The 23,362-nt window shown below is 40.7% G+C and carries 18 protein-coding genes; 8 read left to right on the top strand and 10 right to left on the bottom strand.

What is annotated here, in order from left to right; translation table 11 throughout:
* Window positions 1–241 precede the first annotated feature (241 nt).
* Genes V7L07_RS07270 through V7L07_RS07260 form a run of 3 tightly spaced genes read left to right on the top strand, consistent with a single transcriptional unit; the run spans window position 242 to window position 3,683 of the window.
* The gene (locus V7L07_RS07270; RefSeq protein WP_335056356.1) at window positions 242–1,327 is read left to right on the top strand and encodes an ABC exporter membrane fusion protein; all 1,086 of its coding nucleotides are present in this window, start codon (window positions 242–244) and stop codon (window positions 1,325–1,327) included.
* A complete protein-coding gene (devC, locus tag V7L07_RS07265) occupies window positions 1,324–2,520 on the top strand; it encodes an ABC transporter permease DevC (RefSeq protein ID WP_335056354.1) in 1,197 nt (398 codons plus the stop codon). Before V7L07_RS07270 ends, devC begins: the two co-directional genes overlap by 4 nt.
* Before the next feature lie 26 nt (window positions 2,521–2,546).
* Window positions 2,547–3,683 carry an ATP-binding cassette domain-containing protein gene (locus V7L07_RS07260; protein WP_335056352.1) on the top strand — a complete coding sequence of 379 codons (1,137 nt, stop codon included), beginning with the start codon at window positions 2,547–2,549 and terminating at the stop codon, window positions 3,681–3,683.
* 233 nt (window positions 3,684–3,916) lie between these two features.
* Here the strand turns inward: V7L07_RS07260 and V7L07_RS07255 are convergent, their stop codons facing one another.
* The gene (locus V7L07_RS07255; protein ID WP_335056351.1) at window positions 3,917–4,882 is read right to left on the bottom strand and encodes a class I SAM-dependent methyltransferase; all 966 of its coding nucleotides are present in this window, start codon (window positions 4,880–4,882) and stop codon (window positions 3,917–3,919) included.
* A gap of 935 nt (window positions 4,883–5,817) precedes the next feature.
* Here V7L07_RS07255 and V7L07_RS07250 point away from each other — a divergent pair.
* The 4 genes from V7L07_RS07250 to V7L07_RS07235 all read left to right on the top strand — a co-directional run bounded on the left by V7L07_RS07250 (window position 5,818) and on the right by V7L07_RS07235 (window position 10,516).
* Entirely contained in the window at window positions 5,818–6,516 is a 699-nt protein-coding gene (locus tag V7L07_RS07250) for a glutathione binding-like protein (protein WP_335056349.1), read from the top strand.
* A 51-nt stretch (window positions 6,517–6,567) separates the two neighbouring features.
* On the top strand, window positions 6,568–6,837 hold the full coding sequence (locus tag V7L07_RS07245) for a YciI family protein (protein ID WP_335056347.1): 270 nt from the start codon (window positions 6,568–6,570) through the stop codon (window positions 6,835–6,837).
* Between the two features lie 89 nt (window positions 6,838–6,926).
* The gene (locus tag V7L07_RS07240; RefSeq protein ID WP_335056344.1) at window positions 6,927–7,721 is read left to right on the top strand and encodes a Tab2/Atab2 family RNA-binding protein; all 795 of its coding nucleotides are present in this window, start codon (window positions 6,927–6,929) and stop codon (window positions 7,719–7,721) included.
* Between the two features lie 542 nt (window positions 7,722–8,263).
* Complete coding sequence (locus tag V7L07_RS07235) at window positions 8,264–10,516, top strand: EAL domain-containing protein (RefSeq protein ID WP_335056342.1); 2,253 nt, start codon at window positions 8,264–8,266, stop codon at window positions 10,514–10,516.
* Between the two features lie 259 nt (window positions 10,517–10,775).
* Here V7L07_RS07235 and dcm read toward each other — a convergent pair whose 3' ends face one another.
* The 9 genes from dcm to V7L07_RS07190 all read right to left on the bottom strand — a co-directional run bounded on the left by dcm (window position 10,776) and on the right by V7L07_RS07190 (window position 22,036).
* Window positions 10,776–12,080 (bottom strand): DNA (cytosine-5-)-methyltransferase, encoded by a 1,305-nt coding sequence (gene dcm, locus V7L07_RS07230; RefSeq protein WP_335056340.1) that lies wholly within the window; start codon window positions 12,078–12,080, stop codon window positions 10,776–10,778.
* A 74-nt stretch (window positions 12,081–12,154) separates the two neighbouring features.
* Window positions 12,155–13,189, bottom strand: a complete 1,035-nt coding sequence (locus V7L07_RS07225) for a restriction endonuclease (protein ID WP_335056338.1) — start codon at window positions 13,187–13,189, stop codon at window positions 12,155–12,157.
* Between the two features lie 469 nt (window positions 13,190–13,658).
* Window positions 13,659–14,537 (bottom strand): NAD(P)-dependent oxidoreductase, encoded by an 879-nt coding sequence (locus V7L07_RS07220; RefSeq protein WP_335056336.1) that lies wholly within the window; start codon window positions 14,535–14,537, stop codon window positions 13,659–13,661.
* A gap of 402 nt (window positions 14,538–14,939) precedes the next feature.
* Window positions 14,940–16,190, bottom strand: coding sequence for a class I SAM-dependent methyltransferase (locus tag V7L07_RS07215; protein WP_335056334.1), 1,251 nt, complete (start codon window positions 16,188–16,190; stop codon window positions 14,940–14,942).
* 213 nt (window positions 16,191–16,403) lie between these two features.
* Entirely contained in the window at window positions 16,404–18,143 is a 1,740-nt protein-coding gene (locus V7L07_RS07210) for a Dyp-type peroxidase (protein WP_335056332.1), read from the bottom strand.
* A gap of 426 nt (window positions 18,144–18,569) precedes the next feature.
* Window positions 18,570–18,959: a VOC family protein gene (locus V7L07_RS07205; RefSeq protein WP_335056330.1), complete on the bottom strand. Its 390-nt coding sequence runs from the start codon at window positions 18,957–18,959 to the stop codon at window positions 18,570–18,572.
* A 119-nt stretch (window positions 18,960–19,078) separates the two neighbouring features.
* Window positions 19,079–19,615 (bottom strand): GAF domain-containing protein, encoded by a 537-nt coding sequence (locus V7L07_RS07200; RefSeq protein WP_335056328.1) that lies wholly within the window; start codon window positions 19,613–19,615, stop codon window positions 19,079–19,081.
* A gap of 670 nt (window positions 19,616–20,285) precedes the next feature.
* Window positions 20,286–20,771, bottom strand: a complete 486-nt coding sequence (gene maiA, locus V7L07_RS07195; RefSeq protein WP_335056326.1) for a maleylacetoacetate isomerase — start codon at window positions 20,769–20,771, stop codon at window positions 20,286–20,288.
* Between the two features lie 182 nt (window positions 20,772–20,953).
* Window positions 20,954–22,036 carry a sulfonate ABC transporter substrate-binding protein gene (locus V7L07_RS07190; protein ID WP_335056324.1) on the bottom strand — a complete coding sequence of 361 codons (1,083 nt, stop codon included), beginning with the start codon at window positions 22,034–22,036 and terminating at the stop codon, window positions 20,954–20,956.
* Window positions 22,037–22,859: 823 nt separating this feature from the next.
* Between V7L07_RS07190 and V7L07_RS07185 the strand changes: the two genes are divergently transcribed.
* Window positions 22,860–23,321 carry a hypothetical protein gene (locus tag V7L07_RS07185; protein ID WP_335056322.1) on the top strand — a complete coding sequence of 154 codons (462 nt, stop codon included), beginning with the start codon at window positions 22,860–22,862 and terminating at the stop codon, window positions 23,319–23,321.
* The last annotated feature ends 41 nt before the right edge of the window (window positions 23,322–23,362 follow it).

The raw sequence follows: 23,362 nt of genomic DNA, 5'->3' as shown, positions 1-23,362 counted from the left end.
AGTGTTTTTCGACTTGTGTGTATACTGTAGCCTCTACACCCTACCCTCCACACCCTTCTTGTTGACTCAGTTTTTTGCAGAAGTCAGTATAAACCGATTTACAGTAATAATAATAACAATATATATTATAAGGATAAAAACTTCCCTAGATAATTTATGCTTTTAGATTTTACTTTATCAAGGTGAAGTTGACTTATATCCTATATCTAACAATAGTTTGATACTCTAAGCCAGAATAATTATGACAAATTTATTCATCCGCAATGGCAACAGTAAAAATACTATGTCATTCGTAATAATAAATACTATACTTTTTGGTGGAATCGCGCTGAGTGGGGTGATCGTGTATCGGATGATGGAAAAGAATCAAGCAGTCAAACCTCAGCCAGTGGTTGAAACTCCAGTGTTGCAAGCGGTGACGGCTTTGGGGCGTGTGGAACCAGAGGGAGAAGTTCTGCAAGTGTTTCCGCCTTCTTCAACAGAATCAGCCCGCATCCAACAGCTACGGGTGAAGCAAGGGGATTGGGTGAAGACGGGGCAAGTACTTGCAGTGTTAGATAATTATACTCGTCGTCTAGCGACTGTGAAAGCGGCGCAAGAAGAGGTGGGAGTAGCCCAAGCGCGATTAATGCAGGTACAAGCAGGGGTTAAACAAGGAGATTTACAGGCTCAACAAGCAGCGATCGCTCGTCTGGAAGCAGAATTGAAGAATGCTGAGGTAGAGGAGTCACGGTATCGCAGTTTGTACCGTGAAGGGGCGGTTTCAGCTTCCCAGTACGATAGCAAACGCTTGGGGATGGAAGCGGCACAACGACAGGTGAATCAAGCTCGTGCTTCTTTGAATAGTTTGGCAGAAGTGCGGCTAGTAGATGTCCAGTTGTCTCAAGCAGAGGTGAAACAGGCACAGGCAAAGGTGTTACAGGCTCAGGCGGAATTAGACTTGAGTGTGGTGCGATCGCCCCAAGCTGGACAAATCCTCAAGGTACAAACGTTTCCTGGTGAAATGGTGGGGACAAAAGGCATCGTCAGTTTAGGTAATACGATGCAAATGGTGGTAGTAGCAGAGGTTTATGAAACAGATATCCCCAAAATACATCTAGGTCAAACAGCAACTATTACCAGTCCCAGTCTCACTAAACCGCTCTTGGGAAAAGTATCCCAAATAGGTTTAGAAATTGGTAAACGCGATGTTTTAGATACGGATTCCGCAACAGATGTGGATGCTCATGTGATAGAAGTGAAAATTCGCCTGGATCGGGAAACTAGCCGGGTTGTAGCAGGAATGACGAATCTCAAAGTTGATGCATCAATAGGGCTTGAAGAATGATCAGACGTTTTTTAATTGAACTTCAAAAAATTCCGATCGCCTGGTTGCAATTGAGATATCAACGTAATCAAACTATTGCAGGAATTGTGGGAATTTTTTGCATTACATTTCTCATTTTTATGCAGCTTGGACTGAGAAATGCCTTTTTAGAAGGGGCGTTACAATTACCTTTGAATTTTAATGCAGATATTATTTTAGTTAGTTCTCTCTCTTCAACTGTACTGCAACCAGTAACTTTTTCCTCCAGACCTTTATATCAAGCACTAGCGTTAAAGAATGTTGAATCTGTCGCACCACTTTATATTACTTCAACCCAATGGTATGACAGAAATCAGTCTCTTTATCGCATTAGAGTAAACGTCATAGGCATTCCTTCTAATATCCAAACACTGAATCTCCCTGGAATTAAAGAGAATATTGAAAAACTAAACAAGGAAAAATTTGCTTTATTTGACCGGAATGCCAGAAATGAATTTAGTCCCATCATTACTGAATTCAACGAAAAAGGAGAATCATCAGCAGAGGTTTTAGCAGGAACTACTGGCTCATTGCGAAAGCTGAGAATTGTTGGACTTTTTGAACTCGGAGTTAATAATGCTTATGATGCTAGTTTTATCATCAATCCAATAACTTTTAGTCAATTATTTGGACGCAGCGTCACAAAAATAGATGCTGGCTTAATTAAATTAAAGGTAGATGCCAATATAGATAAAACTGTTGAGCAATTAAGAAGTTATCTGCCTGCAAATATTAAAGTTTTCTCAAAATCGGAATTAATTACAAGAGAAAAAATATTTCACGAGAACAATTCACCGATGGGCTTTATCTTTCGGTTTATTTTGATTGTTGCTGTAATTATCAGTATTTTTATACTATATCAAATACTTTATGTAAAGGTTACGCATAATCTTGCCAATTATGCAACTTTAAAGGCTCTGGGGCTTAGTCAAAAATCTCTAGTTTCTATAGTTTTTCAAGAGGCAATATTTTTAGTTATTGCCGGATATATTCCAGGTGGAATAATATCATGTCTGGCTTATGATTACCTAGTTAAAGTTACCAAGATATTTATCCAAATGACTATAGAATCAGCATTTTTTGTTTTAGGATTAGTCTGTATGATTTGCCTAATATCAGCAGGGCTGTCCTTATTAAAGGTTAGAGATGCAGATCCAGTTGATGTTTTTAAGTAAATTTAATTCATTAATTTTCTAGATTTATGAATCAGGTAATAACTATTAAAAAGCTGAATCATTATTATCAGGAACCTAAAAATAAAAGACAAATTTTATTTGGAATTGATCTAGATATTTACTCAAAAGAAGTTGTTATTTTAACTGGGGCATCTGGTTCTGGAAAAACAACGCTACTATCTCTAATTGGCTGTATGCGTTCTGTTCAAGAGGGTAGCCTCAAAGTCCTGAATCATGAACTGAATGGAGCCAACGAAATTCAGCGAATGCAAATCCGGCGAGGTATCGGCTATGTTTTTCAGCATTTTAACTTACTCGATTTTATGACTGTCCAGCAGAATGTGATGGTTTCGCTGGAACTACAGGAGAATTTCACGCCTCACCAAGCCAGAAGCCAAAGTACGGAAATCCTGAAAGCGGTAGGGTTAGGGCAGCATTTGAATGCTTATCCCAGGGATCTCTCTGGGGGGCAAAAACAACGGGTTGCGATCGCCCGCGCCCTTGTTCACCGCCCTCGATTACTTCTGGCTGACGAACCTACATCCGCTTTAGATCGGCAAACAGGACAAGAAGTTACCGAACTGATGACGACACTGGCGAAAGAACAAGGAAGTGCGGTTTTGATTGTTACTCACGACAGTCGGATCTTTGGGGCTAGCGATCGCATCGTGCGTATGGAAGATGGCAAACTTGATGTGGACTATGAGGGTCAGCTATCTGTTGCTTTACCAACCTTAACGGATAAGCAATTAATTCAGTTGATTCCCAGGTTAAAAATGTTGACCTTCCAGCCGGGTGAAATTGTTATCCGTCAGGGTGAAGTGGCTGATAAATTCTATATCTTGATTGAAGGAGAGGTAGAAGTCATTCAAGAGTTTTCAGGGTCGGAATCAAAACTATTAAAAACATTGGGGTCTAATAGCTATTTTGGTGAAATAGGATTACTGCACGAAACTACACGTAAAGCAACTGTACGTGCGGCAAATCACACCACGATCAAAGTTATTGCCATTGATCGTTCCGATTTCCATGAAATAGTCGTCAGTTCAAAAATGACTCATGCACTTTTGGACTACCAAGCAATAAAATTGTTCTATCAAGACGAGCTACAGGGGCATGATGAATTGAAGCTCTATGTTTCATCTAGAGAAAGCCATGACTAGCGACACATAGCTAAGAAGGCAAAAGTAAAAAGGCAAAAGTAAAAAGAAAGAATACTTATTTTGTAAGCATTCTGGCTATTTTAAATGGGTGGTTTATTTACGCCGTGTTGTACTATTCGCCCAATACGGTTCGGTTAAAGGGGAAAGGGGAATAAAAAACCTTTAACCCTTACCCTTTTCCCTTTTCCCCAAACCCTATTCTGACTTCAAAATGCTTATCCGAACCGTATTGGCTAGTCGCCCTTGATAGGTTTCATTCTAGCGATCGCTTGTAGTAACATTTTTGGCAGCCAAAAAAGATAACAATATACTTGTTTTGCCTGACTATAAAGCGAAAATAACTTTCCTTCACTCAATAAAGTATATGGTTGAACTGCCCTGAGAATTTCTGCAAATTTATCTTCCGTCGCAGTTTCAACTGAACCACTTACACAATAACCTTGTAAATGTGGAGGTAAGCGCCAGTTAATTTTAGGATCTGGCTGATGTATTACAGGCTCAACATTTCCCCGCCATGCAACTCCCATAATTTGCATAGTTTGATAGACCATTGTGTTCCATCCTTTATCTTTGATGTAGTCCAAGCCTTGGCCTACGTCGGGAGAAGCCAAATCATGAAATAAAATTAAAGCATCTGCTTCTGCAAATTGTTCGCAAATAATTGCATCATTGAGCGGAGCCGGTGCTTCGTGATTACCATCTATAAATATCAACGACCATTTCCGTTGATATTTATTTGCGATCTCTTCTACTTTTTGAGGGCTATGTCCTGCTATTAGATTTACAGATTCTCTTACACCTGCTAATTTTAGTGACTCTGTGACACTTTCGTTAAATAATTGTTGGGATAGCATCGGATCGATTACATCTAGCTCTACTCCTCCTAGAGCCAAATGACAAGCTGACCAACCCATCCAGCAACCTATTTCTAAAGCTTTTTTCCCCTGAAATTTTAAGGCTGTATTATATATAATATGAGCTTCATCTCTACTGACAAATCCTACATTCTGTTTTCGCTTATCCACATACCAGTTATGAGTAATATCCCGCCGTAAATAAAGCCAAAAAGAATCATATTTATTGCCTAAAGTTATATTGGGAAAATATGAATCTGGCTGGATAGTCGAAAATCCTGACGAAACATAATCTCCTTTTGGCAATAAGTTTACTTCCATCACTTTTACTGTTTTTTCACTCATAAGTTACTCTCTAAGTATTTGAAATTCTCAGTTTGGGGGTTAAATTTTAACCTCACTAATTTTGCAAAAAGCGCCATTTTCTCTACAGATAATTTTCGGATTACACCTCCATCGTTAACAATTCCAAATTCAAGCATTTTAGACATTTTCAGAGGATGTTGAAAAGTTTAGGGCGAATATAATGAGACTGTTGGTCAATTCACGGTGGGTTTGACCCCTCACCCCTAAAACATTGGTTTGGCGTTGTTTTCCCGCCCTGAAATAAATTTCGGGCTAATAGCTCAAGTCAGTTGAAACTGACCCAAATCAGACTAATGAGTTAGACCCCCTATTAATTCGCCAACAGTCTCATATAATTCGCTACTACACTGGCATTGTCCGCCTGCGTGGACTAACCAAAAACTAGGTCTTTTAAACCCACGGAGGTGGGTTTCGTCTGTATAGCCAAGCCAGTGTGGTCTTCTCCCAAAGGGAGAGGCTAGCGCCAAGGGGGTTTCCCGATGAGCAACTAGCGTGCGATTTCTAATCGCCAGGGCAGTACTAATTTAGGCTTTTCAAATAACCTCTCAGACGGGGATCTAAAATAGGTTTAACCACGTAGCCTGAAGTTATCGATTTGAGATTGACCTTTAAACAAGGATTCCCAGGCAAAACCTGAAAATATCAAATCCAGAAACTAAAAAGTTAATTTTTTTAACCATCTCGTCTTTTTTGGTAATACAAAATCAGTAATGGCGCAGCACAATAGTCAAGTATGGGGCTGTAGCTCCATTCCTGACATAGGACAATACTTTTAGGTATTAAGTGCTAAAATGCTTACTGTATATACATTTTCGCAACTTTTGCCTCCTGTTTTCAGATTTTGTGAGAAATCCGAAACAGGTGTCCGCACTATTCACTTAAAAAAGAATCGCACAATTTGAGGAAAAATAACCATGATTGAACTTTATTATTGGACAACCCCCAACGGTCATAAAATTACGATTTTCTTGGAAGAAGTCGGCTTACCCTATACCATAATTCCTGTGAATATTGGGGCTGGGGATCAATTTAAGCCAGAGTTTTTAAAAGTTTCTCCTAACAATCGGATTCCAGCGATCGTTGACCACGAACCAGCAGATGGAGGTGCGCCAATTTCGGTATTTGAGTCTGGGGCAATCTTGCTATATTTGGCAGAAAAAACTGGGAAATTAATTCCCCAAGATATACGTCATCGCACTCAAGTTTTAGAATGGCTGTTCTGGCAAATGGCAGGACTAGGACCAATGGCGGGACAAAATCATCACTTTAGCGGCTATGCTCCCGAAAAGATTGAATATGCCATTAACCGCTACGTGAATGAGACAGGACGCTTATATGCAGTACTGAATAAGCAATTAGCAGATCGAGAATTTGTAGCTGGCGATTATTCCATCGCCGATATTGCCGCCTATCCCTGGATTGTGCCCCATGAACGCCAAAGTCAAAATCTAGAGGATTTTCCTCACGTCAAGCGCTGGTTTGAGACAGTTAAAGCCCGTCCGGCAACAATTCGCGCCTACGAGAAAGCCGAAGCCTTGAAAACTCAAGCGCTCGATCCAGATAAATCACGAGATTTGTTATTCAACCAGTCGGCGAAAACTATTCAGCTTTGAGCATTCTGGGATGAGTAATATCTTATTAACCAGTAGGAGTAACAAGCAATTATGCCTAAATATGTACTTTGGGGGACTTACAGCGAAGATGTTCTCGAAAAACGCGTCCCCTACCGTCAAGCTCATTTAGACGGATTAGCAAAACAGAAAGAATCCGGTGTGCTGATTACTATCGGCCCTACCAAGGATGTCACAAAAGTTTTTGGGATTTACGAAGCCGAAGACGAAGCCACTGTGCGCGAGTTAATTGAAAATGATCCCTACTGGAAAAATGGCATCTGGACTGAATATTCTGTCAAAGAATGGATTCAGGCTTTTTAAATTAGTCATTAGTCATTGGACATGGGATGGGGTATTGGTTATTTCTCCCTCATCTCCCTCATCTCCCTCATCCCACTCCCCACATAAATATGAAAATTTGGCAGGTTGATTTTTATCGTCGTCCCTTACAGGATGCATCTGGACAAATTTTATGGGAGTTGTTGATTTGTGACGCAACTCGCAGCTTTAAGTACGAAGCTACCTGTCTCCAGTCAGCAGCAAATTCTAATTGGGTTGCTGCTCAACTTGAACTAGCAGCTGGGGAAAAATTGCCGGATGTGATTCAGGTGTTTCGTCCTCAGTCTCTCAGTTTAATTGAGGCGGCTGGACGGAATTTAGGTATTAATGTCGAACCTACCCGCTACACCTTGGCATTAAAGCAGTGGTTACAAGAAAAGCAATATCTTTCAATGCTGGATAAACCACCCCCAGCGCCATTACCCGAAAATCTCTGGGGTGAACAATGGCGTTTTGCGACTCTAGCTGCTAGTGATGTAGAAACGAGATTTAGCGATCGCCCCATCCCCATTTTGCACATCCCAGAACATCTCAAACCCATCAATTTGGGTTTAGCGTCAACATTACCCGTCCCTGGTGTCGTAATTTATGGTGGACGGCAATCAATGCGCCTAGCACGCTGGTTGCAGCAAGCCCGTTCTGTAGCATTAAACTATATCTCTGGCGCACCAGATGGCTTAATATTAGAAGCTGGTTTAGTCGATAGGTGGATTGTTGCCACATTTGAAGATCCAGAAGTTACAACAGCAGCCCAAGCATTTGAACAACGCAAAAAGCATTGCCGAGGATTGCATTTTTTGTTAGTGCAACCAGATGATTCTGGGATGACTTATAGCGGTTTTTGGTTATTGCAGACAGAAAATTGATATTAATTGCCAAAAATATTGTTCCGTTTCTTCTTGCCTATTTTTCGGTAAATAAAGCGAAGGTATTGTAAAGTTTGTAAATATTTATCATCAACTCAAACTTTATACGCTCAGATTATACATCTCAAACCTTGGCAAGACTTAACATCAAGCGGATATCTGTAATGCTACATAAATACAGATTGAGCGCTGATGGCAGCAGTTTGTTCTGAGCAAGGACGCCACGACCAAGCCGAGCCGCTTTATCTGCAAGCTTTAGCAGTATTTCAGCATCTACTGGAGACTTATCCAGAATATTAATTTAGGGGTTATTTGAAAAGTCCTGTTGTTGGTAGCAAAACGTTTTAGTTCCCCTAAATCCCCAATAAATTGCGGGACTTTAATTCCGTTCCCCCCTCTTTTTTAAGGAGGGTTAGGGAGGATCAAGAAGTGCCTAAAATCACAGCTAACTACTTTTCAAACAACCTCTTAGTCTGAAGTTACCGAAATGAAAGATAGAGAACATTTTTCTTCATACTCTTTTTTTGGCGAAGGTTATTGTATTGGCTTATAAACATTGGCTAAGTAGTTGCATCAAAGCCATCACGGCTTTCGGAGTACTGTACATAGATATTCCATTGAGAGAGTTGATACCAAAGGCACTTACTTTCTCCAGTTATGGACGACTGTTGGTAGCCAACCGAGAACTAGAGCGGAAAATCAGCGATGTCTACGATGAGCTTCGCTTACTCAAGCAGGCAGAAATTGCGATCGCACAAAGCGAGATTCGCTACCGTGCCATTGTAGAAGATCAGACTGAACTGATTGCCCGATATTTACCAGACGGCACACTCACGTTTTTCAATCAAGCTTTTGCGCTTTATTTTGGGCGATCGCCAGAGGAACTGATCGCCCGCCCCGATCAACCCATGATCTTGGAGGCAGATCGGCAGCGAGTTGCTGAATTTGTAGCTTTAATTAGTGCTGATAATCCTGTTGTCATCATTGAAAATCGCGTCCTTCAGGGAGATCGGGTGTGTTGGACTAAGTGGCATAACCGCATGATATTTGACGAGCAAGGATGCTTTCTGGAATTTCAATCGGTGGGATACGACATCACAGACTTCAAGGAAATCGAAGAAACACTTTTTCAAGAAAAAGAATTAGCCCAGGTGACATTGCAATCCATCGGAGATGCAGTTCTGACCACAGATACCTTTGGCAAAATTCAATACCTCAATCCGGTTGCAAAATCTCTGCTTGCATGTAGTGAAGCATCCGCAGAAGGGTTGCTGTTAGAAGAAGTCTTTGGAATTGTGCATGAAACAACACGGGAGAAAGTTCAGAACCCAGTTGAGCAAGCGTTACAGGAAAATCGAACTGTGAATTTAGCAAAACATACCGTCTTAATTAATCAGAATAATCAAGAAATTGCGATTCAAGATTCAGCTGCGCCCATTCACAATCGTGACGGACAAATTATTGGCGGGGTTATGGTGTTTCGTGACGTGACTCAGAACCGCGAGTTTTCACGTCAGCTATTCTGGCAGGCAAGCCATGATGCCTTAACCGGATTGGTAAATCGCCAGGAGTTTGAGCAGCGGATTGAACAAGCATTGCGTTTTACCAAATTAGACTACGAGGTTCATGCGTTGTGCTATTTGGATCTCGATCACTTCAAAATCGTAAATGATACCTGTGGTCATGTGGCTGGAGACAAATTATTGCGTCAAATTACTATCCTATTGCAGGATAAAATTCGGAAAACTGACACACTGGCACGGTTAGGGGGCGATGAATTTGGCCTATTGCTCAATCAGTGTACACTGGAGCAAGCTTTACTAGTTGCCAATGAGCTGCTTTCGTGTGTTCAAGAGTTCCGGTTTGTTTGGCAAGAGCAGGTATTCTCAATTGGAGCAAGTATCGGCTTAGTCAGTATCGACACGAATAGCGAGAGTGTTACAGAGATTATCAGCAGGGCTGACGCAGCTTGCTATACCGCAAAGAATCGGGGGCGCAATCGCGTGTACGTTGCTCAGACTGACGACCAGGAGCGAGTGCAACAACGCGGGGAGATGCAGTGGGCCAGCCGCATTTCTCAAGCCTTGGAAAGTGATTGGTTTTGTCTCTATATTCAACCTATTGCTGCTATCACCCCAGCAGCTCAAAACGGCGACTATTATGAAGTACTGCTGCGGCTCCGGGATGAAAAGGGAAATTTAGTGTTGCCGATGACATTTATTCCAGCAGCAGAACGCTACGACTTGATGTACCTGATCGATCGCTGGGTGATTCGGACTCTGTTCAAGAATTGGACAAGGGCTGTTGGCGATAAACAAATCATGTATGCGATTAACCTTTCTGGCTCTAGCATCAACGACGATCAGTTTATTCACTTTCTGTATCAGCAGTTTACCCTATACTCCATCTCACCTGAGTGCATTTGCTTTGAGATTACCGAAACTGTGGCGATCGCCAACTTGAACAAAGCCAAGCAGTTCATTGAGTCACTTCAACGGATGGGCTGTAGCTTCGCGTTAGACGATTTTGGGGTGGGGATGTCGTCGTTTGCCTATCTTAAGTCTCTGCCTGTGGATTACCTCAAAATTGACGGCAGCTTTATTCGTAACATTATCGATAATCCTGTGGATAATGCGATCGTGACAGCAATGACGCACATTAGTAGTGTGATGGGTATTAAGACGATTGCTGAGTTTGTAGAGAATGATGCGATTTTAGAGCGAATTAGGGCATTAGGAATTGATTATGCACAGGGATATGGCATTGCAATACCTTGCCCATTGGGGTCGATATAGCCTACGGTTCAGTTAAGCATTTCTTTGTTCTGTCGTAGCCTACGGCAAGTCGCTCTGCGTCTACGTTAAAAAAATTCACTTTGACAAAGAGTTTTAGCCTTAACTGAACCGTATTGCGATATAGCCAGTCCTTTCAACGCGTTCATTCCTACTAGATGTTTCTCTCCTCTATTAATCCTTGCGCTATCATCCTTGCGGTATTTTTTTCAACAAATATTATAGAATTTACTCAAGACCAAACTCTTTTCCTGACTACCAGTTAATAAAGATAATTCAAAGATTCAGGAAGTGTGAGCTTAGATTTTTCCATTCTTTCTTGAGTAGAGTATAAGGTTTTTATAATCACTTCTTGAGCCACAGCTTTAACTACATTAATACTCACAGAATTTCCTAGTTGATGGTAAGCCTTATCATCATTGGGATGAAGTATAAAGCTATCAGGAAAGCCTTGCAGTCTTGCAGCTTCTCGTGGAGTTAGTCGCCGCACTCTCTGATTGTGATAAACTCCCAATCTATTAGCATCACTAGCAACCAGCGTTACCGAAATCTTATTTGGATCTACAAATTTATAAACTTCAAATGAAAAGTTACCTGATACAGGTTTGTATTTATCATTAATAAGTTTTAAATATTTTTTTGTAACTAGTGAATTCAAAATCTCGCCTAAATTGGGATGTTCAAAAAAGCTAGATATTTGCTCTTGAGTTAATAATTTGCCATCTTGTTCTTGTCCAAATTGTTTATTCCGTCTCTTTAATATGAAACGGTTCATTAGTTGAATTTCCTCAGCACTACACTCGCCACGCAATCCTAAATCCCAGGAATGAATAGAGTTTCCACCCCGATAATCAATTAGCCTGATTCCATGTAAGCGATTTAAATCATGATTAAATATTCGTTTCAACGCATTGACAAAGCTTGGTGAACAATCATACTTTTCATTTGGATTACTTTCCAAAATATCAGCGACAGTCACAGATTTTTTTGGTGGATAAAACAAAGATAACTGCTGAGGATTATATGAATGGGAGTCTTTAGGGCCCACGTCAGAAATTAAGTCAAAAGTGGGAGAAGCATCTAAAATTCCTACCAAATAAATGCGGACACGATTTTGCGGTAAGCCAAAGTTGGCACTATTGAGTAAAAAAGCCTGAAAACTATAACCTCTTTTTTGAATTTCATGCTTGATTGTTGCTAATGTTCGCCCTTGATCGTGACTATAAAGACCTCGAACATTCTCAAAAATAAAAGCTTGTGGTTTATAGGTATCAAGTAATCTTGTTATTTCAAAAAATAGTGTGCCTCGTGTATCGACAAAGCCTTCTTTTTTGCCAGCATGAGAAAAAGATTGGCAAGGAAATCCAGCGAGTAAAAATTCATGTTCTGGTAGTTGATCAATTAATCGAATGTCACCTAAAGCTGTTTGAGCAAAGTTTTTTTCATAAACTAATTGAGCATCTGTATTAATTTCACTGCTTAAAATGCATTCACTTTCTATATTTAAAGAATGAGCCGCCTGTTCAAAGGCTAATCTAATTCCCCCTATTCCTGAAAATAAATCCACAAACCGAATTTTATGCATAGATATTAAGTTACTTTTATCCCAAACTTTAATATATTACTTAGGCTTACTTGTTTTTACAAAAAATATTCCTTTAAAAAATTACAAAGCACATCAAGCTCTTTAAGAGAAAATGCCACTGTACAATGACTATATGAACAAATTGTTCTCAGGGCATTTTCTCTTTGGAAGTTGCCAGCACCATCCAATACATAACCTATTTTATATCCAAGTGTTTCAATTTGCTCAAAGCGAGATTTAGCTTGTCCTGCTTTACGCTCGATCACACTATTTGTAGTGACCTGAAAGCTGACCTCTATTCCTACATACTTATCTTCCTTAGAAGCTACAATATCAAACGTTGTTGGACGATCGTTAGATTCGGTATGACTTATACCTGGTAAATGACCATTTGCCTTAATATTAACACTAGGAATATTAAGATTATCTTCTAAATATTTTTTAACTAAAGTTTGAGTAATTTGTCCTAAAGTATTTGATTGAGAGCCAGCAGTGATACGACTAACCCATATATATCTTTGTTTGATAAATTTTTGCAATTTATCTGGTAGACCGATATAGTTACCGATTTCACACTTTGCTAGTATCTCTGCTGTTTTTTCATCAATAGAACTACCACTAAACAAAACTACAGCTATTATGTCTTTGTGCAGTTCTGAAAGAGGTTGATTTTCTAGTAATTTTTTGCCACTGATGCCAAGTTTATTGTTATTGAGTTGACCCAATACAGGCAACACTCGAAAACTATAGTTATATTTTTGTGTATTCCATAAATAATCTAACTCTCCCAAAGGGAAGATTGAGTTAAATTGACTGTTTAATCGCTGAAGCATTTCACCGCCAAAATCAGCTAGCACGAGTAAATGTTTTAAAAAGAGATTTGCTGACATATTTGAAGAATTAACAATTTGAAATAATCCCTCTAAGCTAGACACATCAACGCTCAAAATGGCAATAAATTGGTCTTGAGTTTCAATGAGTTTTGGAATGATGCTAAGTTCAGCTTCTTGTCTCGATAATTCTGAAGGCCAAAACATAGAGGCTAACTTACGCAGTTCCTCAACAGTTCTCTGATAATCTGGATTCAGCATAGTAAGTATGTCATTTAATTGAGTAGCTGAGACAAAGCTGCTAGCACTTATTTCTATAAAACAACCAGTTAGCGATCGCTCACTTATCAGTACGATTTCTTAAGAAAATCAAGATTATTGCAGCGTATTAGAATACGCTATCACAGCCCCAGTGCAGCTACTCATTTATGTCAAATACAAGTAGTATTTAACACTCTGAATAATTAGAGTTTTGAGAAAATCAATAAGCAAAACAAGATTAAGGACGCATACTCCTACGGAGAAGCAAGCTACGCGCAGCGTCTCGTAAGAGTTGGACGCAAAGGAAGAGAAGCTTAACTGAACTCTATTGCCTTCTTACTTGAAAGTGCTGTTAGCGGATAGCTAAGGTTTAGCCCGTGCTGAGTAAAAATACTAATCCCCAGTCCCCAGTCCCAAGCTATTCTTTCATTCAAGGCTTTTGAAACTTGTTTCATCAGGACTGCCTACTTCAATCCCCGATCGCTTCTCCCCATTCCTTAATTACAGAAAATAGTGATGAGTAATCATCATCAGCAAATGACATTTTCACGGCTGTTTGCAAAATTTGCCGCACTCCTTTAATACTACTGAGATCCAAACTCTGAGATTTCGCTTCTGAGATAAACAATTCTGTATCTTTAAGCAAATGTTTTGTAGGGAAATTTGGATCGGCATAGTTGCCATCCAACATCCGTTGTAGCTTTTTATCAAAGGTAGGTGCGTAGAGTGGACTGTCGCGCAATATTTGCATAAACACATCTACATCCACACCTTGGCGCTGCACAAAAGCTAGACTCAGAGCAAAGCTAGTTGTTAGGGAAGCTATTAGTTGATTGAGTGCCAATTTGAGCGCCGCCGCAGATCCCACTGGGCCTATAAGTAAAGGTTCAGTCCCAAAATTTTGGAGTAATTTTAAGTGGCGTTGATATTGTTCTGGCTCGGCTCCTACCATAACACTCAACTTACCAGCTTTTGCTTCTGGGATACTCCCTAATACAGGTGCTTCTAAATACTCACCACCACCCGCAACAACTGCATTTCTAATTTCCTGGCTTTCTGTGGGAGTAATTGTTCCCATTTGAATGATTGTGCGTCCTTCTAAGGTTTGCCAAGCTGTATCTGAAAGCAACACATTATAAATGGCCGAGGCATTAGTGAGCATGAGAATTACGCACTCAGCAGCGCGAATAGCGTGGCGGGGATGTGTGACAATTTCAGCCCCAGCAGCTTGTAGTGGTGCTAATTTTTCTGGGGTGCGATTGTAGGCAACTAGCTGTATATCTGCGGCTAATAACCTTTGAGCCATTGGTAGTCCCATCAGTCCAGTTCCCAGAAATGCCACCTTCATTTTTTAAGTTCCTTTAATGACGTGTTAGCGAGTCAGACGCTCGACAGCACTAGCGTCACGAGCGTTACAGCCCATCGTGGACATCGCGTTTGTATTGTTTAATTCCAATTAATTGGGAAGTAGTTATTTGAGACTTAAGATACAATCCTAAATCCCAGTTTTCCTACTTCCCAGTCCCTAGTTTCTAACTCTGGCAATCAACCACCAGCGGCAAAAGTCACCATAATGATCACTGAAAGTAAAATACCGGGGGTAAGTAGTGTTGCTAGCATTAACAGGTCGTGGGTAGTCATAATTATTACTTTGGTAGTGTGTTTAACTTTACAGTAATCACTGTTATGCTAGTCTAAATAAGGCTGATACGGCATTCTTAAATAGAGTTTTAACTTTTCAAATTTACATTTACTCTGGCAAGGTCAATCCTTTTAGTGATTGAGAAGTTTCTGTCTTCTCCAAACCTTTGCTCTGAATTAGGACTCCAAAGCCGCCTAAGCCTGTGGGATCTATAAGTTGGTGTAGTGCGTCCCGCCGCTGTAGTAACTGTGAGAGAGGTTGCTTTTGATCGGAAAGGGCCGCAATGCGATCGCCTAACCCCAACGCCATTAAAAATAATCCCTGCTGGATAAAACCAATATTCTCTAAATTACACTTCTCGCCCCAGCGCTCTAAAGCCGTAAAGTCAATATGGGCAGTAATATCTTGCCTGCCAATATTAATATAGGGGTTGTCATGGAAACGATGATGATAATAACACTGTAGTGTTCCTTGCGATCGCCTGGGATTATAGTAACGACTGGCGGGGTAGCCATAATCAATTGTTAGCACATAGCCGCGCTGTAAGCGGTCTGCTACTATACTTAACCAGTTTAAAGCAGCTAAATTAATTTCACTACGGTAGCCATCTGGATAGGCACTTTGGGTTAAGTCGATTTCCAGTAAATCCAAATATTCAGCTATTTGGGGCGTTGAAGGTTCACCTGTGACTTCTACAAATGCAAAATTTGACCTCTCCCCCAGCCCCTCCCCTATGAGGGGAGGGGAGAAGGACTCACCCTTACCTAGTAGGGAAGGGGGTTGGGGGGTTAGGTTCTGTGGGGTTGTCACGTAAATTTCTCGGAGTTCGCCCGATTCTAGAATAAATTGATGCACTGGGAGCGCATCTACTAACTCGTTAGAAAAAAAGCAGCCTGCGATCGCATTGGATGGTATATCCTCTAAACTACACCAACGCACGGGTAAATCTTGCAAGCGTTGCTGCTGTTCTTCTCTTAGAGTTGGGGACTTTTCAACAATGATGTACTCTAGCGCGGTAAAAAAATCTGGGTAGTGCAGCTGATGATATTTCAGGATATGCAATGCCAGCAATCCTTGACCTGCTCCCATTTCTACCAGAGAAAAGGGTACAGGTTTTCCTAAAATCTCCCACATTTGCAAAAATTGTTCTGCTAATAACTCGCCAAAGTCAGCACAGAGGTTAGGAGAGGTAAAAAAATCACCACCCTGAAAGCCAATTTTGACAGCATCGCTAGAATAGTAGCCATGTTCAGGGTGGTATAGTGCCATATCCATAAATTCAGCAAAAGTAATTTGCTGCTGCGGACTGGTGGTAATGTGATGAGCGATCGCAGCACACAAGGCTGGATTTGAATCCATAAAATTTGAGGTTTGAGATTGGGGAGTAGAGAAAATCAATGAATTATGAATGATGCAAAACAAAATTCATAATTCATAATTTCTCTAGCGGTCTACAAACCCTATAATATCGACCACTGTGTTATGAGTGCTGGCATTTATTGACAGACAAAAATTGAGAAGTTTGCGGTTCCATGCGATTGCCCAGCAATATAATGCGACTACATCAAATCTTTATTTTGTCAATACTTCGTTCAAAGCAGAAATCGACGGTGCAAAGAAGTAGCCACCACCAGTAGGAATTACCCAGTCTTCAGGTGCAGTCAACTCCTTAGTTAGAGGTTTACCTTGGTCATCCTCAAGGTGGATAAAGAACTTGCGTGTGCGATCGCCATCGGGTTTGTTATTTTCACTTTGACCAATAATTGGATCGTGACCAAGAGTTAATTCCCCTTCAAACTCGTGACCGGTAGCAGCTTCCTTGCTGAACTTTGGATTGTTAGCCCAATTCTGGGTTACAAACTCAAACTGCTCTACAATTGAGGTCTGATAAGCCAAAAAGTGAAGACCACGGTCAACAAACTTCTGATCTTTTAGTGGATTGTTTGGCGTCGAAGCAGACACCGGGCCATAAGGAATGCCGCGACGGAGTAAGCGGTGTGTTTGAGTGGTAACTTCACTGCGGTCAATCTCTTCGGGCCCTGGGTCTCCACCTCCTGGTGTTTTGTCGTTGCGTGGATAAGTCTTGCGGGTATGGGCAATAAAGGGACAGCGCAGACCCGTTGCATCCTTGGAAGGTGGAACTACATCGTTTTTGAAGAAATTATCCTTCGGTGGATCATCACCGTTGAATTCAAAATCATTGTTAGCATTGTCATCATCACCCAATTGTGGGGCATCTTTTTCGGGCGTGCGGACAGTGGGAGCGCCACTAGGCCAACGACCAATCAGCTTTGCGCTCACCTTTCGTGGGTCAGTATTTAACTCGGCAGCCTTTTCGTGCAAAAAATGGTGGAACTTGTATACATCTTGACGCAATCGGCGGAATACAAGGTAAGAGCCATCATTCGCCCAGTGTAGTCCTGCTGATACAACCTGACCTTTGCTATCTTCCAAGGTTTTAGCATCATCGTTCTGACCTTCATAGCCAAAAACAAACTCTCCTGGCCAAAGAAGATCCTGTCCTGGTTTGCCCTGATTTTTATTCTCTGGGTTCTGCCGAGGAGTGAGAAGTTCTTTCGGATTATCAGCAACCCGGCCACGAATACCAGGTTGTGATATTCCATCCAGGTTGCCGAAATGCTCATGTCCAGACAGAGGTGGGGGTAAATTGGCTCCTTCTTCTAAGAAGGTAATTTTGGCTCCACTGCTCTTAGGCTTGCCTTCATCGTCTGTAAATACCACAATGCTTTCTAAGATCCGCGATACTTCTGCCAGCAAGTCTGCGCGATCGTCACTGGCAATGATGAAAACCACATCAGTTTTGCCATTATCCGGCCCACCCACAACCCAGCCAATAGGCTTACCATCTTTGTCCACCGGGTCGTTCAAATCAACAGCGCGTGCTGCTAACCCAGCTTTAAAGGATGTGTCTGTAAATGAGTCGGCATCATTGGTTAGTTTCTTCAGCCCCTCAAAGGAGAAAGCTATATTAACCCAGGTTGCTTTAACAGCACCTTCGCGGCCTCGTCGTTTTCTGGCGGACTTGAATAGGCGGTTGAAGGCGATCACTTCTGAGGCGGTGGCAATAAAGTCGATCTGTGACTCCAGCCAGTGCTTGAAGGCGTTTGGATTTTCAATTTCCAGGAACAAAAGGGCCTGGTAATCTTTATTGAACCCACCGAGAATGTTGCCTTGAATGTTATTGACATTAAGAATAGGCTCATTAGGCGCAGGGACGTAGAAGAATTCGTTTGTCTGTTGACCTTCTAACGGATCAGGAGCAGGTGCTTCACGAATAATTTGTTGTGTCATAATCAAAGTCCTGTTGATAGAAAAGCCTATTGGCTATTCCAGAATAAAAATATGGAATCAGGTATCCCTAATGGGAACCTGTGTTAACTTATCGGAGGTAGTTAAAAGATTTATGCAGCAATTCTATCCATATTTAATGGTTAGGAAGTTTGTGTTGTGTAAATAAATTATACAAATTATAGATAGTGTCACAAATTGTAGTAGAGCGTGAGTTACAGCAAGAGTTTTGGATGTCTGCCTCAATCCTGTGACACGCAAAATTAAAGAAGAAGAATTTTGATTATAGTAGCTAAGTTCAATAATACAGCGATTATTAATGTACCTAAGACACTGCTATGTAAAACTGACAAATCACGTTATATCAGGTACAAACAGATTGTTAGACTGGTCGCATCAATTTTCAATTTTTAATTCCACCTTGCGGTACTAGCCACTCACCAACGACACCAGCACGCCATTAGGATCGCGGACACGAGCGAGCGTTTGTCCCCAAGGCTGGGCTTTAGGAGCATCTAACGCTTTTGCACCAGCCCCGATCGCTCTCATGTAAGCACTGCCAACATCAGGAGTGATAAATGATATCTCGATTAATGTCGGTGGTTGTGTGGCATCGTTGGCATGGAAGCCGCCAGGAAATAACTTTTGGGCTTCGCTACTAGAAGAAAAAGCTAGTGTGGTGTTTCCGGTTTCGATTTCAGCCCAGGTAAACTGCCCCCTATCTTGGAGAGTGCGACGAACCAGACCAAATGCTTTTTCGTAAAACTCAACGGTTTTAACTACATCGTCTACCCAGATTACCGTGAAACCAAATTTCATAATGCTTTCTCCTGATTAGAAAAATCAAATTGAGTATTTTCAACCCACGGAGGTGAGTTTTGCCTGCGTAGACGCGGTTTCTAACCGCCCTTTTAACTTAATTACGAATTACGAATTATTTAACTTTCTAGTATGTAAGGGGCTGTTGCTAGAGTTTGTGCCCCTGTTTGCATCATTTCTATATCTGATGGCGACCAAGAATGAGAACCTTGACAATGATGTGCGGCTAGCAATCCCCATAATCCTCTGGGAATCAAAATTGGTACAACCAGATTAGCGCGAACCTGCATATTGCGGAGAAAATCTCGATGACAAGATTCGATTGGCTCTAATTCAATATCAGCGATCGCCTTTACCCGTCCTGCCAAGTATAAAGCAGCATACTCGTCGTTAAAACAACCATCAGGGCCAGTGGAACCAAGTATGGAAAATTCTTGAGAACTCAATGATTCAAAAGTTACTTGTCCTTGCCACTGCCCGTAAAAATAATACAACACCACGCGATCAACCTGAAGTGATTCTCTGAGCTGATTGGTTGTTTGCCGCACTAACTCATCGCGCTGAATTGTTTTAACAAGGCGATCGAGCAAAATTTGCAAACCCTGTTCACGGCGATCGCGGCTATGGTTAAATTCGGAGTGAGAATGAATTTGCACGGTTCTAAAATTATGACTAAGTAAATGCTGCCGGATTTATATAGTAATTTATTAGACCTTATTTAAATATATTTTTGTATTTATAGCAGCACTTCAATTTTAACGGAAGTTAATACTAGTTAACCTGTTCGCTGAATTTAAACTAAATTCTTAAGAAATTATAATGTTTAATCTAAACCAGAGATAATTTAGAATTATAAATTTAAAGTTAAGAATTCTATAAAATTACAAATAATATGCTCAGTTACTTCAAACTGTAATACAAGAAATCATTTTGTATTTCTAGCTACAGATATTTGTCACGCTGTTAGTAATCCTCATAAATCCTTTATCTTTCTTGCGCTTGAGAGATATTACTGAAAAGTTATCGATTTATCTAAGCGTCGGCTTTATTTATACAGCTATTATTTTGGTTCTTCAGTAGGTGTTATGCTGAAATTTTAATTAAACCCCAAAGTTTTCCTTTAAAATCAAGGCTTGCAGGCGATTATAAACTCAATTTCAGCACGAAGGCTCAAATGGTAATCATAATGCCTGTTATTATTGACCAATAAGGATTTGAAACTTATTTACAGGCATTTTTAGCATAACAGGTACGGAAGAGCCAAGAATATTTAAATCGCTCTGCATTATAGACTTGAGGTGCAAGGAATACATCTGCGATCGTTGGCTAGTCACCATAACAAAAACTGCCACACAATTTACTGTTAGCCAGAATATCTTCGAGTGCATTTAAGCCTTCTCCTAGCCAGTGGTGATACCAATTCATTTTATCCGCCTGATTTAAACCTATTGCTGAGGTCAAATATTTACGAACTCTCATGATGCTCAAGGGATGAATATCACAGCCGATTAAAAGCGCAATTTGTCGTGTATAAGCTCGTGCTAAAGTATCTAATGGTAAAAGTGCTGGTTGCGGATAACGTTCTTCCAGATACTCAATAATAGCTAATGATTGAGTGATAATAGCCTTACCATCAATGAGAGTTGGAACTAATTTTTGAGGGTTAATTTTGCGATACTCATCTACAAATTCAGCCTCGCCTTTTCGTAATTTTGAGACACTTCTATACAGATAAGAGATTTTTTTTACCTCTAGTGCAATCCTGACTCTGTATGAAGCTGTTGAACGATAATAGCTGTAAAGTTCTAACACGGTATTGATACTAAAAACAAATGTTTAATGACTTTGCCTTGTAGCCTTTTAAAACCTTATATCGAGTAATAAATCGTTCACTAAAAACATTTTTAAATTTAGTTGTATATACTTGCTTGGCTGTGATTATTCTTCACTGTAATTCGTAATTCAAAAAATACGAATTACGAATTACGAATTACTTACTTGCCTTGCCAAACAATTTCTTTAACTTTGATTTCTTTTGGAATCAATTTAATTTTGTAGAAGGTATCTGCAACCTCTTGTTGTTTAGTAATCACTTCATCAGTGAGCGGAAGGACATCATACTCACGCCGCTTTTCTGCTGTTTCCAACACAGGAGCATCTATACCCAAGGCTGGGGAAAGAAACTTAGCAACTTCAGTAGGATTATTTTTTGCCCAGTCACTAACTTTCTTGACTCCATCCAAAACTATTTTCAAAGCATCCGGCTTGGCATCAACAAAAGATTTTGCAGCCAAATAATAACCACGATTAGGGGCTAATCCCGTCGCGTCTACTAAAGTACGTGCGCCTGTTGCTGCTTCTGCTGCGGCCAAGTAAGGGTCCCAAATTGCCCAAGCATCAACGTTATTTCCCTCAAAAGCAGCACGAGCATCGGCTGGCGGCAGAGTTGCTGGCTTGATGTCACTGTACTGTATCCCTGCTTTTTCCAGCGCTTTCACTAATAGATAGTTAGCATTAGAACCTTTAGCAAAGGCAACTTTTTTGCCCTTGAGTTCAGCTACACTTTTAATAGGTGAATTCTTAGGTACTAAAATGGCTTCGGCCTTGGGACTCCAAGGATCGTAGGCAACATAAACCAAAGGAATACCCCCAGCTTGAGCAAATATAGGTGGTGATTCTCCGGTATAGCCAAAATCAATACTCCCTGCATTCAAGGCCTCTAGCATTGGGGGACCAGCCGGAAATTCCGACCAAGTTACAGAAGATCCTGAAGCCGCGAAAGCTTTCTCTAATTCCCCTCTTGCTTTCAGCGCATAGAGAACAGTTGAGGCTTTCTGATAGCCGATGCGAACTGTAATACCGCTAGCTGCTGGACTAGGGGTGGGGGTTTGGGTTGTCTGCGGTGTGCCAGAGTTAGCGTTGTCGCTTGCACTTGGAGAACAAGCAGAGAGAGCCAAAGTTAAGCCAAGTCCTACTGCAAACAGTATGGAAAAAGTGCGGATTCTTCGTTGTTGGAACCTCTGGAGGAAGGCAAAAGCCATACCTAACAGCTGGGTTGGAGAGAACTTAGTCAACATTATTACTCTGCTTTCAGGGGTCAAAAAATATTAGATTTCAGTAAACCTACGGCAATGCCCGATAAGTTTATTGATTTACCGTATTATATTGGACTTTGGACACAAAACATTGGCTAGCAGCTTATTTACGCAAAATCCTGAAAAAAACCTGCTCCTAACCATCTTTTACCCCCTTTTCAAGGGACAGAACTGTTTTATCCCCTAAAAGATGTAAAATTACAGGCGTTGAGGGGATAAAAACAATAAGTGAAAATCTGATTGAACAACTACGGCAAGTCAAAGATTTTCGAGTCAAAGATGGGCTTATTGATAGTGGCAATGACAGCAAATCAGAAAAATATGCATCGCTAAATTCGACATCAGGGAACTCCAAGAAATAAATTATCCAATATTGTGGAGTGGGCAACATGAGAGCCATATAAACTGAGCGGGCAAGATGTCATTGGTGTCAACTTAAGCTAAAACTCCTTTAAAACCTCGTTTCCAGCCGGAGGCTGGAAATGCTGCTCTTGGCGGCTCTGCCGCCAGTAAAGAGAGGCGGAGCCTCAACGACGGGCATTCCCAGTCGAAGACTGGGAACGAGGCAATCTAAAAGCTAGTTCTAGACTTGCTTTCACGTTAAGTTGACACCAATGGCAAGATGCCCACCCCACAAGAGTTAATTGGATATTTTTTATTTAGAAGTCCCTAATACAACAAAATCAAGGGTTTTTAACCTGCTGAGGCAGGTTAAATCTCGTTTATCCACGATTTCAAATTGCCGAGGCGAGTAATAAATTAGACTTTTCAAACAATCTCCAAAGTCATAATTCAAAGATAAATCATGAACAACAGAATTGAGAAAGGTGACATAGTACTGATAAGTAAAAGTGGAAAATATCACAATCAAATTGGTGAAGTGATTGGGGTAGATTACAATATTTTCTTCGTCAAAATAATGATGGTAAAGTTAGATAATCAAGAAGAAACCTTTGAGGAAAAAGATTTACAATTACAAACGAAAAAGCCAAGCCTACAAGAAGTCATTGCATCATTAGACAAAATTCTAGAACAAGTTGATCGGATTCCTCACTTACCGACAAAAGAGAAAGTAGAGTTACCCAACCGTCTGAAGTATCTTAAATTAGATATTCCTAAACTAGATAAGCAGTTGATTGAAAAAAACTTTGACAGTATAGATAAAATACTCACAGCAACAAGAGAAGCAGACTCTTCAGCAAGCTTTTGGCAGGAAATAGATTCTAATTTGGAGAAGATAACTTGGTGGATTAGAACAAGTCTGTAAACCAAGAAGTAAGTCGGCAAGAATAAATCAAACTATAGCAA

This window comes from Nostoc sp. (assembly GCF_036916985.1).
GTDB lineage: Bacteria > Cyanobacteriota > Cyanobacteriia > Cyanobacteriales > Nostocaceae > Nostoc.
Note: the sequence above shows the minus strand (reverse complement) of the source record. Positions and strands in the feature narration are given on the sequence as shown.